Origin of the sequence: Serinibacter salmoneus (genome assembly GCF_002563925.1) — a bacterium.
Taxonomy (GTDB): Bacteria; Actinomycetota; Actinomycetes; order Actinomycetales; family Beutenbergiaceae; genus Serinibacter; species Serinibacter salmoneus.
Map to the genome: position 1 here is coordinate 2900866 of NZ_PDJD01000001.1, position 16136 is coordinate 2917001.

General features: G+C 72.7%; 12 protein-coding genes. 4 read left to right on the forward strand and 8 right to left on the reverse strand.

Features of this window, described 5'->3' with window-relative positions:
* The 7 genes from ATL40_RS12945 to ATL40_RS12975 form a co-directional block, all read right to left on the reverse strand.
* Positions 1-339, reverse strand: a complete 339-nt coding sequence (locus ATL40_RS12945; protein WP_098469905.1) for a hypothetical protein — start codon at positions 337-339, stop codon at positions 1-3.
* Positions 321-1418, reverse strand: a complete 1098-nt coding sequence (locus tag ATL40_RS15100) for a DUF6177 family protein (protein WP_098469906.1) — start codon at positions 1416-1418, stop codon at positions 321-323. The genes ATL40_RS12945 and ATL40_RS15100 overlap by 19 nt, the downstream gene beginning before the upstream one ends.
* Positions 1419-1560: 142 nt before the next feature.
* Positions 1561-5487: a type VII secretion protein EccCa gene (gene eccCa / locus ATL40_RS12955; protein ID WP_098469907.1), complete on the reverse strand. Its 3927-nt coding sequence runs from the start codon at positions 5485-5487 to the stop codon at positions 1561-1563.
* Positions 5484-6353 (reverse strand): hypothetical protein, encoded by an 870-nt coding sequence (locus ATL40_RS12960; RefSeq protein WP_098469908.1) that lies wholly within the window; start codon positions 6351-6353, stop codon positions 5484-5486. Before ATL40_RS12960 ends, eccCa begins: the two co-directional genes overlap by 4 nt.
* Entirely contained in the window at positions 6350-7672 is a 1323-nt protein-coding gene (locus ATL40_RS12965) for an EsaB/YukD family protein (protein ID WP_098469909.1), read from the reverse strand. The genes ATL40_RS12960 and ATL40_RS12965 overlap by 4 nt, the downstream gene beginning before the upstream one ends.
* Positions 7669-8175, reverse strand: coding sequence for a hypothetical protein (locus tag ATL40_RS12970; RefSeq protein ID WP_098469910.1), 507 nt, complete (start codon positions 8173-8175; stop codon positions 7669-7671). The genes ATL40_RS12965 and ATL40_RS12970 overlap by 4 nt, the downstream gene beginning before the upstream one ends.
* Entirely contained in the window at positions 8172-8900 is a 729-nt protein-coding gene (locus ATL40_RS12975) for an FHA domain-containing protein (protein WP_143556989.1), read from the reverse strand. Before ATL40_RS12975 ends, ATL40_RS12970 begins: the two co-directional genes overlap by 4 nt.
* 182 nt (positions 8901-9082) lie before the next feature.
* On the opposite strand from ATL40_RS12975, the gene ATL40_RS12980 reads away from it, so the two are divergent.
* Both ATL40_RS12980 and ATL40_RS12985 read left to right on the forward strand, forming a co-directional pair.
* Positions 9083-9430, forward strand: a complete 348-nt coding sequence (locus ATL40_RS12980; RefSeq protein ID WP_098469912.1) for a hypothetical protein — start codon at positions 9083-9085, stop codon at positions 9428-9430.
* A 34-nt stretch (positions 9431-9464) separates the two neighbouring features.
* On the forward strand, positions 9465-9767 hold the full coding sequence (locus ATL40_RS12985) for a pore-forming ESAT-6 family protein (protein ID WP_245867240.1): 303 nt from the start codon (positions 9465-9467) through the stop codon (positions 9765-9767).
* Positions 9768-9831: 64 nt separating this feature from the next.
* Here the strand turns inward: ATL40_RS12985 and ATL40_RS15260 are convergent, their stop codons facing one another.
* Positions 9832-10653, reverse strand: a complete 822-nt coding sequence (locus tag ATL40_RS15260) for a TetR/AcrR family transcriptional regulator (protein ID WP_098469914.1) — start codon at positions 10651-10653, stop codon at positions 9832-9834.
* A gap of 120 nt (positions 10654-10773) precedes the next feature.
* Here ATL40_RS15260 and ATL40_RS12995 point away from each other — a divergent pair, with 120 nt between their 5' ends.
* Together ATL40_RS12995 and ATL40_RS13000 are read left to right on the forward strand one after the other, a co-directional pair.
* The gene (locus tag ATL40_RS12995) at positions 10774-13533 is read left to right on the forward strand and encodes an MMPL family transporter (RefSeq protein ID WP_098469915.1); all 2760 of its coding nucleotides are present in this window, start codon (positions 10774-10776) and stop codon (positions 13531-13533) included.
* On the forward strand, positions 13530-16085 hold the full coding sequence (locus tag ATL40_RS13000) for a YhgE/Pip domain-containing protein (protein WP_098469916.1): 2556 nt from the start codon (positions 13530-13532) through the stop codon (positions 16083-16085). The genes ATL40_RS12995 and ATL40_RS13000 overlap by 4 nt, the downstream gene beginning before the upstream one ends.
* Positions 16086-16136 lie beyond the last annotated feature (51 nt).

Consider the following 16136-nt stretch of genomic DNA (forward strand, 5'->3'; position numbering starts at 1 on the left):
TCACAACCTCTCTCGTACGTCTCCGCCGGCGGCTCGCGCCACCCGCTGGGCGCAGGCACGCCCCGCGTCCAGCCGCGACCAGGGAACGGTGGCCTCCGTCCATACCGATCCCGATTCCGGAGCGACGGCCAGCGCCCGCTCCGCCTGGTCCACATCCCGCAGCACCCGACCCGTGAAGAGGCGCAGCACCACCACCCCGAGCGTGTCGACCACCGCGAGGGAGCGATCCGGCATCCTGTGCACGGCGTTGGCCGCGATCGGATTCCACTCCCGCACCACCCGTTCGACCACGCCGAGCGCGATCGGCTCCCGCGTGAGGATCACCAGCTCGTGCGGCATCGCAACTCCTCGAGAGTGAGATCGAGCTCCCCGCCCCACACATCTGGCGCGTCCATGCCCGGCGGCACATGGGCCGGGCCCGTGGTCACAGCAGAGGCAGCGCCAGGTTCAGGGGCAGGCCCGGTCTCCTGCCGCCGGAGCCATCGCCTCAGGAGCGAGGGTGCGCGCCGTCGTCCCAGCACCGTGACCTCCGGCTGCGCCGCTGCGGCCTGAGGATCCAGGCCCCCGTCGCTGACGGCCGTGGGTCCGAGCAGCGAGCCGAGCATCGCCTCACGCGGTTGGTACCCGGCGAAGCGGCCGATGGAACCGCACCGTTCATCCAGGCGTCCCAACGCCACCGATGCCGACACCACCCGGTGCGATGCCGTGAGAGCGGTGAGCACCTCCGCCACGTGGGGATCGGCGGCCAGGACCTCAGGCCCCTGACGGGCGAGCGCCACACGTGCCTCGTCCCGGATCGGGATCCACGCCTCCGCGTACTCCGCGACCCCCGTCGCCGTGCGCGCCCCCATGACCTGTGCGGCGCTCTGCCCCTCCCCCAGGATCAGATGCGGGCGCGCGATGGGCATCTGTTCCCGGATGGAGGCCGTGAGCGCGGGGGCGCTCCACGGCTGGGCGACGGGCTCGGTGACATCCCACAGCAGAGGTCGCCCGGCACCGAACAACCGCAGGAGATCCTCGACCACCGCACCGAGCACTGTGCCGGCCTCCGCGCGGTGCTCCAGGTGGACCCGCACCAGGTAGGCGGGCATCCGCTGAGCGAACAACGGCGGATCCACCAGGTCCGGATGCGACTCGATCGCCTCATCTGGCTCCAGGTGGTCGAACACACTCCCCAGCACGTCATCGACAGTGTCCAGGAGGGTGCACTGGAGGGCGTCCCACTGCGCGATCCCCACGGCCACCCATCGGCCACCAGCGGCACGCAGGGCCGCGACCACGAAGGCGGAGACGTGGGCACCGACCTCCGTCAGGAGAATCGGACGGACCCCGTGCGCCACGGACTGTGCGATGAAGCTCTGCAGCGGCGCCGTGAGGGTCACGCGCCAGGAGGTGGTGCGGTACTCACTGAAGGGCACGCCGCGGGGCGTGGCACCTCCGTGCTCTTCGCCGAACTCTGGTATGTGCACCCGCCGCCGTCCCCCCGTTGCTCCGCACCCCGCGCCTCAGGACGCTAACCCGGGGGTGCCGCCTCGGGCGATGGGGAGAACTCCCCACTTCTCACGGGGCATCGTTCACCCCACCGGGAGCCGGTTCGTGGTAAGCCACCTGCACCACCACCGGTGCTGCGCCGCGCTGCAGGAAACGGCCCCGCCCCGGGGGCATCGACTCGGCGTACAACCGCGGTGCGATCTGGCCCTCCCCACGCTCACCGGAGAGGAGGAGCAGGGCACCTCCCGTCTCCCGGGCCGATTGAAGGAACGGCGCATACATCGCCCGGGTCGAGCCGGCCACGGGACGCGCGACCACCACGTGCAGGCGCAGGTCGCGGGCCATCGGGAGGTGCGGCACGAGCGCACCCAGTGGATCGGCGCCGCCCGCCGCCACGATGTCGTAGTCGTCCACGAGCACGACGATCCTGGGGGCGTGTGAGCCCTCAGGTCGCTCCGGCCGCTGCGTCATCTCGGCCGCGATCGAAGCGGCGAGCCCCGCCACCTGCGCGCCGGAGCGGGCATGCGCCGCGAGGTAGGGCTCAGGGATGGCGGGGGCCAGGGTGCTGCGCGGGTCCACGACGGCGATGGCCAACTCCTCCGAGGTGAACCGCTCGACCAGGCCCCGGGCGAGGAAACGGAGCGTGCTGGACTTCCCACTGCGGGCGTCTCCGAGCACCACCAGGTGCTGTTCGCCGTCCTCGAACTCCCAGAAGAACGGGTCCATCGTGTCCTGCCGGAGGCCGAGCGGCACGGCGTCCGGCTCCTGGGTGACGGAGGGCAGCAGGGCCGGATCCACCCGCTCCGGGAGCAATCGGATGGGGGCAGCCCCCGGACCTCGCCATGACGCCGCGACGCGCTCGGCGAGCCGGGTGAGCTCTTCTCCGACATCCAGGGACTCGGTGACCTCGAGCACGGGCAGCGCCACCTGTGCGAGGGTCTTGGCATCGGTCAGCGCACGTCCGTGTGAGTCCGGGGGCACCGTCGCCGCCAGTTTGCGATCGATCGTGGAGTCCGCCGGTTCATTCAGCCGCAACTCGATGCGGGTACCGAACACCGACTGATGGGCCATGCGCAACTCACTCCACCGGCCCAGGGTCAACACCAGGTGGATTCCGTAACTCGAGGCCTGCACCATCAGTCTCGTGAACACGGGGTCCAGGTGCTCGAAGTCCTGGCGCAAGGCACCGTAGCCGTCCACGAGCAGGACGATGTCGGCCGTGGGCAGGTCCGGCAGTGCTCCCTGGGCGTGCCGCGCACGCACCTGCGCCATCGAGTCCAGTTGCTCCCTCTTGAACACCTCCTCGCGCAGCGTGAGCATCGCGGTGATCTCCTCCATCAGGCGAGACAGACGGCCCGCGTCACCGCGCGTGGCCACACCACCCACGTGCGGGAACGCCTCGATGCGCCGCAGGCCGCCGCCGGTGAGGTCCATGCCGTAGACGCCCACCTGCTGCGGTGTGCTCGAGAGCGCGAGCGAGGCAGCGATGGTGCGCAGCGTCGTCGAACGACCCGACTGGGGCCCACCGATGATGGCCACGTGCCCACCCGACCGGGTGAGATCCAGGACCCAGGGCTCCTGCCGCTGCCCGGTCGGGTCGTCCTCCCGGCCGATCACCACCTGCAACGGATCGCCCGACCCCTGCGGGTCGAGCACCTCACCGAGCGCGATGCGTTCACCCAGCGGCGGTAGCCACACCGGGGCCACGGGATCCCCCCGCAGGCCATCGACGACCTCCTCCACCACGGTCCGACCGACGTCGGGAGCATGCAGCTCCGGGGTCGACTGCCCTTCCGCGCGGCTGCGGATCGTGTTGTAGGTCGGCACCTCGATGACCCCGGCGGTGCCCTCCTCGGCGACGGGCAACACCGGCGCCGGCTCGTGCGACGGCCCGGAGACGTACCCGGCGTGGAAACGCTCGTACACGCTGGTGTCCACCTTGAGGTAGCCGTAGCCGGGGAGCGGGGGCAGGCGGAAGGCATCCGCCGTCCCGAGGACCACCTGCGACTCCGCCTCGCTGAACGTGCGCAGCCCCAGACGATAGGAGAGGTAGGTGTCCAGTCCCCGCAGCTTCCCGCCCTCGATGCGCTGGCTGGACAGCAGCAGGTGCACGCCGATCGACCGGCCGATCCGGCCGATCTGCAGGAACAGGTCGATGAAGTCCGGCTCAGCAGTGAGCAACTCGCCGAACTCATCCACGACGACGAACAGATGCGGCAGTGGTGGCAGGTCCCCTCGGGTGCGGCGCACCTCGCGATAGTGCGTGATCGAGGGCGCTGAGTCCGCCTCCTTGAGCAGCCGTTGACGGCGGACCACCTCACCCTGGATGGAGGCGCGCGCCCGCTCGGTCAACTGGGGGTCATCGGCCAGGTTGTCGATCAGGCCCGCGAGGTGCGGAAGGCCGGCGAACGGAGCGAACGCCGCACCTCCCTTGTAATCCACGAGCACCATGGCCAGGTCCTCGGGAGGATGCGCGATCGCCAGCGAGAGAATGAGGGTGCGCAGCATCTCGGACTTGCCCGATCCCGTGGCCCCGATGCAGATCCCGTGCGGCCCCATGCCCTGCTGCGCGCTCTCCTTCAGGTCGAGGTGGACCGGCTGGCCATGGTCGTTCACGCCGAACGCCACCCGCAGGAACTCCCCGGGAGGCCGCGGTTGCCACACCTGCTGCGGATCGATGCCGTGCAGACTCTCGACCCCCAGGATGTCGGCGAGGTCGGCCGCCGGGGCGTCGTCCGGCGATGTGGCTGCCGCGAACGTGCGCTGCGCAGCGAGGCCACGCGCAAGCCCCTCGAACGCGGGAGCGGTCATCCCATCGGGCTCGAAGGTCAGGTGCGCAGCCTGCGGCGAGTCTGCGGCATGGGTGAGCCTTGGCTGCGGGTCGACCACGATCCGCACGTCCACATCGTCCGGCTCGTCGAGCCGGTCCGCCACCAGATGGATCACGGTGATACCCAGCGCCAGCGGCCGCAGCGCCGCATCCGGTAGCGGCAGCGAACCGGCCGGGTGGCCGTATGCGTCGTCCACCACGATCAGGCGCGGGAGGTCAGCCGCGGGTGCCCCGCGGCGCCGTGCCTGGATCGCAGCCTGGGTCCGGTCCACCAATTCGGCGCCGAGCACCTGCGCCAGTTGGCGCAGATCAGGGGCAACACGACGGGCCGGGACGGGCCCATCGAACAACTGGGGGTTGTGCACGTGGGGCAGCAGGTCGAACCCGCGCCAGTCCGCGGCCCGGTCGTGCGGGTAGGCCGCGGCCAGAGCGAGGTCCTCCGGGACCTGATGGCTCGCCACCTGCGCGAGCATCGCCCGGACCAGGGGAAGTGTCTCCTCCCGCGGCCCGATGACCGCCACGGTCCCGGCCGAGCGCAGATCCACCAGGGCGGGCATTCCCGGGACCTCCCGATGGGCCTCGACCAGGAGTTCGGCCTCACGCAGCAGAATCGGATCCAGGGGTTCGGTCGGGGACTCCTCGGAATCCACCGAGAGGTCGAACCAGGGCACCGTGGCGGTCCCGATCCGCGCGAGCAGATGATCCTCATCGCGGGGCCGGCGGTGCCAGAGCCGAGCGGGGTCGCGGACCACCGACAGCAACGCGGGCGGTGCCGGGTGCAGTTCGCGTTGGGCGGCCGCTGTGCCGAGCGCCTGCTCCCGAAGACGGATGCGGGTGCGCTCCAGGTAGTCCAGGTACCGGCTGCGTCGAAGGCGCAGGGCCCGGCCCGCGCGTCCCCGTGCGGACACCGCGAACCCGACCCCCGAGACCACGGCGACGAGGAACACGATCCCCGCGATCAGCATGAACAGTGGTTGCCCGTTGCGCAGGACCACCATCATCGTGACGGAGGTCAGCGCGCCCACCACGGGGAGCAGGAACTGGAACGGGGTCCCGGTGGCGTCATCGCTCAGCACCGGCGGTGTGGCCACCTGCAGGGCAGGTGGCCTCGGCGCGCTGAACAGGGTCCGGGTGGGCCGGTGCCTGTGGTGCGGGTCGATGCTCATCTCCCCTCCTCGGGCTCGCCGTCCCCGGCCTGGAAGTCCCCGGCCCTGCCGGTGGTACGTGCCCGGCGCCGGCGGCGGGTCGGGAGGGTCTCGGTGGCACCGGCCGCGGGCGTGGTCTCGTGGGTCCCGGGTGCGGGGGTGACCGCGTGGGCCGCCGGCGTGGTCTCGGTCGGTGCGGCGAGGGCCTCGATGACGGTGGCCGCAGCGCGGTAGAGCGAGGGAGCGGCCAGCGCACGGTCCACGCCGCGGGCGCGCACCCGGTCGTGCTCGATGAGCACCGCCGGGAGCGGCAGTGCCTCGAGCACGAAGCGCGTGGCACGCCCGGCGCTCCCGGCACGGTCGACGGCGATGAGCACGATCCGCACCCGAACGGCCAGCGCCGTCGCCACGTCGAACGCCTCCTGGATGCTCGCGCGGTCCGCCTTCGTCACCACGCACATCGCGTGCGAGTGGTCGGCGAGGTCCCGCAGACGGTTCGCGGGTGTGGCACCCCAGTCGGTGATCGTCAGGTCCACCGGTGGCGCGAGTCGATCCTGGGCGGCCCGCCACGCCGCGGTATCGGCGGGCCACGCCTCACGAGCAAGAGTGACGACCTCGAGCCCGGGTGTCTCCAGGCGGGCGGAGCGCGGCGTCCCCGGTCCCTGCGCCAGGACGAGTCGCGCCCCGCCGGCGCGACGGGTCGCGAACAGCGTGGCGAGTTCGAGGGCGACCGTGGTGCACCCGGCGCCCGCCGCCAGTGCCGTCACGCCGACGCGTCGCTTCACCGCTAGCGGCGCGACCGCCCCGCTGTGCCACGCGCGCAGGTCCCGACCGGACGCCGGCCCGGCGGAGCGCAGCAGTGTTCCGAGTGCGCCCGCGGCCCTCATGCGAACACCTGCAGCAGGTCGCTGAACACTCCCAGTGCGGCGAGCGCCAGGGGCACGGTCGCGAGCATCGCAAGGAGTTCCGCCACATCGCCCAGGCGGCGCAGCCGCGCCTGCACCACGTCACTCGGACGCGCCGCGGACCACACGAGGAGGAGCAGCACCGCCAGCCCGGCAGCGATCATCCGCTCGGTGACGCCCGCGGAGGAGGCGGCCACCCACGCGATCACCGGCGCCGCCGTCGCGGCCAGCAGCGCCGCCCGCGAGGCTGCCAGCGCGAAGGTGCGGGCGCGCAGCGCCGTGACCACGGCCAGCGCCACCGCGAGCCCCATATGCCACCCTCGGCCCGTGAGGACGAGCACCACCATGGCCTCGGCAGCGACGAGTGCCACCGCCACGGTGGTCCAGGTGAGCGTGGCGAACGCCGAGCCCACGCTGCGAACCACGTCGGCTCCTGGCACCACGGCACCCCCCATGGCACGCTCGTCGTAGCCGGTCAGGCCGCTGAGGGCCAGGGCGATTCCCGGCAGCAGGCCGAGGGCCCCGATCGCCAGGATCCCCCCGATCACGGCGATCGTGGCCGGCTGCACTCCGCAGGCGAGGGCGACCAGCAGCAGCGCGGAGACGGCGGTGCCCAGCCCGCCGCCGATCAGGGCGGAGGTGCTCCCCCTGCCCAGGCCGAGTCCGACGGCCAGAACGAGCCAGCCGAGCGCCGCCGCCCACACGCTCACGCTGACCAGGTCACCTCCTCCGAGCAGTCCCGCGAGCGGCAGCGAGGCACCGAACCCGAGCGCGATCAGGGCGCCACCGGGCCCGGGGAGTCCACGCCGGTTCACCACCGCGCCGAGCACCACGCCGCCCCCGGCCAGGAGAGACACGATCGTCCACGCACTCGGCGCTCCCGACGCTCCCGCCAGCAGCTCCGGTCGACTCGTGAGGAGTCGGGCGATGAGGAAGCCCATCACCGCGACCCCGAGCCGGATGCCCGCCGCGGTGTACCCGGGGTTCCAGGCATCCCGACGGTGGGCGAGGCGATCGGCGAGCACGTCCGTCACAGCGATCACCTCGGGCGCCTGAGGTGCGTCGTCGACCGTTGTCACCTGTAGCAGGGCGCCGGGTCGGATGCCCTGCTCCTGCCAGGTCAGGTCAGGGTCCAGTGCCGACCCCGCGAGGTCGCTGATCACCATGGCCTCGCCACCGCGTGAGGGCTCCTGGAGCAGGTCCAGCAGTGCTGGCATGAGGGTGCCCACGGATTCCTCACTCGGGACCGTGACGTCTGCCTTCCGCCGGCTCCCTCGGATCGTCACGCGGGTGTAGGTCACGGGTCCTCCACAACGGTGAGGGTCTGCGGGTCAAGGGTCACGCCGCTGGTGGGGTCGGTGTACCAGCCGGTCAACGGATCGACGTACCAGCCCAGACGCGTGTCCAGGAGACGCCCCTGGGGATCGGTGGCGTACCCGGTCTCGGGATCGACCGGGAACCCCGTGCGGGGGTCGATGTACTCGCCGGAGTCCTCATCGAGGAGGAAGGCGGTGCCCTCCTCCTCGAGGAGCCCGTCTCCTGGCTGGATCGGGTTGGCAGCGAGCGCGGCCTGGAAGGCCGCCACCGCCTCGGTGTGTCGCTGCCGCTCCAGGAGGCCGAGGACGAAGCCCGTTCCCAGACACGCACAGCAGATCACGGCCGCGAGGACGACCGACCCCATCAGCCTGCCGACGTTGGAGCGGAAGCGGCGACGAGGTCCCCGGGGCGGTCGCGTCAGCACCCTGACCATGCGTTCACGATGGGCGGCCGTCGTCTCCACCAGCGTGCGGTCGGCGTCGATCATTCGCGTGCCTCGATCGGGTCGCGCCGTTCCAGGAGGGCGGAGCGCTCACCCAGGGTGAGGGTGGAGTTCCACGGCACGTGCGTCGGAAGATGTGGCTGCAGGGCTCGGCGGCCGGCCGCGTCCACCACGATGGTGCCGTGGGCGCTCCCGAGGTCGGTGACGGTGACACCGCGACCGTCCACCCGCAGCACGGCGTGGGACGGCGCAAGGCTGCGCGTGAGATCCGGCACCGCCATCGTGGCGTCACCGTGGCGCTGCGGCTTGGGTGCGCGCCCGAGCACGAAAGTGCCCCGACCCTCCACGCGGGTCCCATCCTCGAAGACCAGACGCACCTCCGCCCGGTCGCTGCGCCGCTGCCGCCGGGCGGGCGGATCCAGGTGGATCGGCCGGGCCCGGAGCCGCAGCGGGTCGGCACCCGTCCCGATGTCCAGGGTGAGTCGCTGCCCGCGCAGGGGGTGGGAGGGCATGCGGTCGGCGGCCGCCACAGTGCGCAGGCCGAGGGCGGCGTGCCCCGGACTCGTTCCCATCGTCGCCCGGTCCCACCACCATGCCCCCAGGCAGCTCGCGGCGATCGCGCACGCGCTGACCCAGGCTGCGCGGGGTCCGTAGCCGCTCGCAGCGAGCAGGCCGGCGCCCGCAGCGAGGCCGAGCACGAGGGCAGCGTCGATCACCACCGAGGCGGCCACTCTGGGCACGCTCGCCGGAATCTCCCCACGTCCCCACACTTGCTGGAGGCTAGCGAGGCACGAGGAGATCTTCGATGGGGAGTTCTCCCCATGCGCGGCCCTGGACGCCACCGCCGTGGCCGTGTCAGCCTGGCCGCGCCGATATCGCGGCCAAGACAACGGGCACGACGGCCCTCACCGCTGCGCCGACAGCGGCCGCCGGGCCCGGAGGGGATGACTCGATGAAGTTCTCGATGGAAGCACAGACGCTCGTCACGCTGGGGCAGCGTTCCCAGACGGAATCCGATGACCTTGCCGAGCTCGTGCGGCAGTTGGGTGATGCCGCGGAGCCTCTGGCCACCACGTTCAACGGCCCAGCGAAGGCCGCGTTCAACACCTTCAAGGCGAAGACGGATGCGATCTCGCACTCCCTCAACGGGGCGCTGGCGGGCATCGTCACCTCGATCGGTGGTCAGAACCTCGCCTTCACCACCGCCGCCGAGGAGGGCGCCGCCACGCACGAATCGACGGCGGGTGCCACGGACTTCAGCGCCGAGGCGTTCCTCAACCGCATCGGCCCGCAGGCCTGAGGCCGCACCCCGACTGAAGGAGACCACCGTGTCCATGAACATCGCCGACCGCAACGACTACAACATCTCCTCCTCCGAGTCCGCCCAGGCGAACTTCGAGGCGGTGGCCGCCCGCCTGGAGGCCGCGCTCGATCGCCGCGACAGCGACGTGAAGCAGGCCATGGCCGACTACCAGGCCGACGGCGTCTCCGCGGAGTACGCGGCGCTCGAGCAGCAGTGGAACACCGCCGGCCAGCAGGTGCGGGACGTCATCGCGGCCATCCGTACCTCGCTCTCGGAGAACGACGACGTGGCGCGCCGAGCGCTGCAACAGGCGCGCGCCGCCATTCCGGGCTGAGACAGGCACCACCCGAGCCATGGCCGGGGTTCGCGGCGACACCGTCGGCGTGGACCCCGGCCACTCAGTCCGGTTCGACCACCAACTCGATCAGCGCGGTGAACCAGGTCCGGGTCGGCTCGGCCGCCCCGGTCGACCCAGCCGCACCCACCCCCGAGCGCTCGCCATCGCCGGCGATGTAGACCTCGCGCGTCGCGGCCACGTACCCCGCGATGAGGATCTGGGCCGCGGCGACCGGCGCGGTCCGCAACCGCAGTCGCAGCCGGGCCAGGATCCGCTCCAGCACGTCCGCCACACGCGCCAGGTATGCCTGGCGCAGGGCGGCGAACGCCTGGGCAACCTGCGCATCGCGCAGCGCGAGGAGCTCGAACTCCAGGTTCATCTGGTGCCACTGGCGCTCGCCGTGCACATCCGCCAACACCTCGGCCAGGATCGCCTGGACGATCGGGCGCTCCAGAGCACTCCCCGGCTCCACTCCAGGCCCGGGCACCGCAGGGCGCGGCGCACCCGCTTCTCGCGCCTCTCGCGCCTCTCGCGCCTCTCGCGCCTCTCGCGCCTCTCGCGCCTCTCGCGCCTGCCGCGCCTCCCGATTGGCCAGTCCCTGCGCGAGCAGCGCGGGATCGCGCGTCACCCGCTCCACCACGTCCTCCAGGGCGTCGATGCGGGCATGGATCTCCCGGTCCGCGAGCGCCAGGAACAACTCCTCCTTGCTGGAGAAGTTGGAGTAGAACGCCCCCCGGGTGAACCCGGCCGCCTCACAGATCGCCTCGATGGAGGACTGCGCCACCCCCGCCTGCGCGAAGGTCGCGTAGGCGGCGTCCAGCAGGCGCTCGCGGGTCGCGCCTCGGCGGCGGCTCGGGCGGTCATGGGGCGGTGTGGCGGTCATGCGTCCTCAGGGTGCTCACAGGTAGGACATGTCGATACAGCAGCGTATTCGATACAGTCGTGTATCGGATTCAACGGCGAGTCCGGCCCGCACCCGAACCGGCGCACCACGGAGGACTCGTTGTCGTCACTGCTCTTCGCCCTGACCCGATGGGTGATCCACGCCAGGCGCCTGGTGATCTCCCTGTGGCTTGTGGCCTTCGTCGCCATCTCCGGCGGCGCCGTCGCCATCAATCAGGGCTTCGACAGCGCCATCTCCATCCCGGGCACCGAGTCCCAGGACGCACTGGAGAGCCTCAGCGCCGTCTTCCCCGAGATCGTGGGTGCCAGTGCGCAGGTCATCGTGGTCGCGCCCGAAGGCACATCCGTGCTGGACCCGAGCATCACCGAACCGGTGGACCAGGCCGTGGAGGACTTCCAGGCCGTGGACCACGTGGTCGCCGTCTCGGAGATCGACGGCGACCTGCTGGCGGCCGACATCAGCGACGACGAGCAGGCCGCCCTGTTGACCATCCAACTCGACCAGGGCGAACCCTCGGTCACGGACGAGACCAAGGACGAACTCCGCGACGTGGCCGAGGACCTCGCGGCCGCGCTGCCCGAGGGGACGCAGTCCGAGATCGGCGGCTCGCTGTTCGCCGTGGAGATCCCCGGCTTCACGGCCACCGAGGCGCTCGGCGTGATCGTCGCCTTCTTCGTGCTGGTGCTGGCGCTCGGCACCGTGGTCGCCGCGAGCCTCCCGCTGGTCAACGCCATCCTCGGCGTGGCGCTCACCACCGTGCTGATGCTCGGGGCCACCTCCGTGGCCTCGATCAACACCACCACACCGCTGCTCTCGGTCATGCTCGGCCTGGCCGTGGGCATCGACTACGCCCTGTTCATCGTCTCGCGTCACCGCGACCAACTGCGCGAGGGCATCGACGTACACGAGTCGATCGCGCGCGCCGTGGCCACGGCGGGATCCGCCGTCATCTTCGCCGGCCTGACCGTGATGATCGCGCTGGTGGGACTCAGCGTGGCCGGGATCCCGTTCCTGACCACCATGGGGATCGCGGCGGCCGCCGGGGTGGGCGTGGCCGTCCTGGTCTCCCTCACCTTCCTCCCGGCGCTGCTGGCCGTGGTCGGTCCCCGCCTGCTCAGCCGCCGCGCCCGCCGCAGCCTGAACCAGGGGACGGCCGGCGGGGAGCAGTCCCGCAAGCCCGCCGGGTTCTTCGCCGGATGGGTCCGCGTGGTCACGGCCAAGCCCGTGCTCACCCTGGTCACGCTCGTCGTGGCCGTCGGCGCCCTGGCCCTGCCGGCGCAGAACCTCAAACTGGCCCTGCCCGGCGCCGGCAGCCTCCCCCAGGACAACAGCGCCCGGATCACCTACGACCTGGTCTCCGAGCACTTCGGTGAGGGCTACAACGGCATGCTGCTGCTGACCACGCCGATCGTCACCAGCACCGACCCGGTCGGCCTCATGGAGGATCTCGCCGAGGAGATCTCCGCGCTCCCCGGGGTCGTGGACGTGCCGCTGGCCACGCCCAACCAGGACGCCACGGTCGGGGTCATCACGGTGATCCCGCAGGACGGTCCGACCACTCAGGAGACGGCCGACCTGGTGCACCAGCTGCGCGAGGACCGTGAGGTCCTGAACGAGACCTACGGTGTGGACCTCCAGGTCACCGGGTTCACCGCCGCGGGCATCGACGTCTCGGAGAAGCTCGGCGCCGCGCTCCTGCCGTTCGGGGTGGTGGTGGTGGGTCTCTCCCTCATCCTGCTCGCGATGGTGTTCCGCTCCGTCTGGGTGCCGATCACCGCCACGCTGGGCTACATCCTGTCCGTGGCCGCCGCGTTCGGGGCGTCCACGCTGGTGTTCGAGTACGGCTGGTTCGGGGGGCTGCTGAACGTCACCGACACCGGCCCCATCATCAGTTTCATGCCGATCCTGCTGATGGGCGTGCTGTTCGGACTCGCGATGGACTACGAGGTCTTCCTGGTCTCCCGGATGCGGGAGGAGTACGTGCACGGGAAGGACGCACGCGCCGCCATCCACGCCGGGTTCCGGGGCTCGGCCTCGGTGGTGACCGCCGCCGCGATCATCATGATCGCCGTGTTCGTGGCCTTCGTGCCGCACGGTGATCAGAACATCAAGCCGATCGCGCTGGGGCTCGCGATCGGTGTGGCCGTGGACGCGTTCGTGGTCCGCATGGCCCTCATCCCCGCGATCATGACCCTGCTGGGTGATCGTGCCTGGTGGATCCCGCGCTGGCTGGACCGCCTGCTGCCCACATTCGACGTGGAGGGCGAGGGGCTGGTGCGCGAGCTGGATCTGGCGCAGTGGCCCGATCAGGGGGTGGTGGTCGCCGCCCGCAACCTGCGGGTGACCGACGCCCACTCCGAGGTGCTCCCCGCCACCAGCCTGGAGGTGCCCGACGGCGCAGCCCAGGTCGTGACGGCCACCTCACCCCGCCAGGTACAGGCGTTCCTGCTCAGCGTGGCCGGGCGCCTGAAGGTCACCGAGGGCGATGTGAAGGTCGACGGTTTCCTCCTGCCGGATCGCGGCGCCCGCGTGCGCCGACTGGTCGCGGTGCTACACGCCCAGGACGTCGCCGGACCGCAGGCCGCCGCCGTAGCCCTGAACGCCGCTCGGCGCGACGGCGCCCGCGTGGCCGTGGTCGACCTGACCGCCGCCGCGGACCTGCCGCGCGACCTCGCGGCGCTCGCCGAGGCGGCCCCCTCGGGGCTGGCCGTGATCGCCGGGGCCCTCACCTCCGCCGTCGAGCACGCCGGGGTGCGTGACCTGCCGGTGCACGACCTCGACACGCCCACCCCCGACACCACCCCCGACATCGACACCGCCCACACGGCATCGCACGCGACCGAGGAGATCCACGCATGAGGACCGCACGCGCACCCCTGGGAACCGTCCTGGCGGCCGCGGTGATCGGGCTACTCGCCCTCGTGGTGGTGCTCTCCGCGATCGGGCGCCCCGCCTCCGGCGACAGCATCTCCACCTCGCGCAGCACCATGTCGGGGGCGATCGTCAACCTGGACGAGCCGACCGAGATCGACGGGCAGCTGGTGCCGCTCGGCCGGCAGCTGGCGGCGGAGATCGTGGCGAACCCGGGCCCCTACGACTGGACGGTGACCGGGGAGCCGGAGGCCGCCGACGGTCTCGCGGACGGCACCTTCGACGTGGTGGTGACCATCCCGGAGACCTTCTCCGCTGCCGCGATGTCCTTCGCCGACGAGCCGGGCCTGGCCACCTCGGCCACGATCGACGTCGCCACCCGGCCGGGGACCTCGGCCGATGCCGACGCGGTGGCGCAGCTCATCACCTCCTCCGCCGCAGCAACGCTCGGCACCGACCTGACCGAGAACTACCTGCAGAACGTGCTCATCGGGTTCACCACCACGGGCGAGCAGCTCGGGGAGGCCGCCGACGGCGCCAGCGACCTGGCCGACGGCGCCACCCAGTCCGCGGACGGCGCCGCCCAACTCGCCGACGGATTGGGGCAGAGCGCCGACGGCGCCACCCAACTGGCCGACGGCACCCTCGCGCTGGCTGACGGCGCCTCGGCCGCCGCCTCCGGGGCCGGGGAGTTCGCCGCCGGCGCCGCGCAGCTGGCCGACGGGGCCGACCAGGCCGCCTCCGGTGTGCGGGAGCTCGCCACCGGCACCGGCGCGCTGGCCGACGGTGCCGCGCAGTCCGCGGACGGCGCCGCCCAGCTCGCCGACGGCGCCGACCAGGCCGCCACCGGGATGGACGCACTCGCCACCGGGGGCGCGCAGCTCGCGACCGGGGCCGACGACCTCGCCGGCGGCGCGGAGGAGCTCGCGGCGGGTGTGGCCGCTTCCGCAGACGGCGCCTCACAGTTGGCCGACGGCGTCGGGCAGCTCGCCGAGAACACCGGCGAGCTCACCGCGGGCGCCACGGGTGTGGCGGACGGCGCCGCCGGCCTCGCGACCGGGCTCGGGGACCTCGCCACCCAGCTGGACGGCCAGCTCCCGCAGCTCGAGGAGCTCGACGCCGGGGCGCAGGGGGTGGCCACCGGCCTGGCCGGCTACCTCGCCTTCCTGCAGGCCTCCTGCGACGCCGGCGAGACGATGGGTGCCGCGTGCGCGAGCCTCGGCGACCTCGGCGCGCTGGTCACCGGGGCGCAGGGCGTGAGCGCCGGCACCGCGGCACTCGTGGACCCGGCCACCGGGCTGCCGGCCGCGGCCGCCGGCGTGGACGCGCTCGCGACCGGGGCGGACGAACTCGCGACCGGGGCCCAGGGGCTCGCCGACGGCGTGGGCCAGCTCGCCGGCGGCATCACCGCCCTGAACGATCCCGCGCAGGGCGCACCCGCGCTCGCCGCCGGACTCGGTCAGCTCTCCGCTGGTGCCTCCGAGCTCGCGACCGGCGCCGATGGCCTGGCCACCGGGGTGACCGGCCTCAGCGGCGGCATCCAGGAGGCCAGCACGGGGATCTCGGGCCTCGCCGACGGCGCCGGGGCGCTGGCCGGCGGGGCGGCTGAGCTCTCCGCCGGGACCGGGGCACTGGCCGCGGGCGCCGACCAGGCCGCCGGCGGGGTGGAGCAGGTCGCCTCCGGCACGGGCGACCTCGCCGTGGGCGCCGGAGACCTGGCCTCAGGCGTGGGTGACCTCGCCGCCGGGACCGGGGAACTGGCCGCGGGCGCCGTGGGCCTCGCGGACGGCACCGGTCAGCTCGCCGAGGGCGCCGATGGCCTGGCCGATGGCACCTCCCAGATCGCCGAGGGGGCCGGTGAGCTCGCCGGCGGTCTCCAGACCGCCGTCTCGGAACTGCCGAGCTACACCGACTCCGAGGTGGACTCCCTCAGTGCCGCGATCGCCACACCCGTGACCGCCCCCTCGGTGGAGACCGGGGTGCCCGCCACCGGGATGGCAGCGGTCACGCTCATGCTGTGGCTCGGTGCCTTTGCCCTCCTGCTGACCTTCCCCGCCCTGCTCCCGACGGCGTTCGGTTCCGTGCGCTCCTCGCTGAGGCTGGCGCTCTCGGCACTGGCGCGCCCGGCCCTGTGGTCGCTGGCGCTGGGCGCCCTCGCCGGCGCGATCGTGGCCGGGTGGGCGCGCGCGGACGCCGGTGACTACCCGGCCGCGGTGCTGATCGGCGCGGTGAGCTCCCTGGCGTTCCTGCTGCTGCAGGCGGCGTTCGTCGTCGCGGCTCCCGTGCTCGGCCGGCTCCTGGCGCTGCTGCTCGCGGGCGTGGCGGTGGCCGCCGTCATCACACCGCTCGCCTGGGACTCCGCGCTGCCGACCGGCGCCGCGGCCGAGGCGCTCGCGGGGCTCCTGGTGCCGGGTGCGCCGAGCGGCACCGGGGCGCTGGTGATCGTGATCCTCTGGGGCGTGGCGGGCCTGGTGCTGACGTGGATGGCGACGGCGGCCCGCCGCACCACCCGTGTGGGGGCCCTGGAGCGCGCCGCCTGAGTCCGCTCCGCGCGATCGACGAGACGTCTCCGCCGGCGCGGTCGGCCCGAG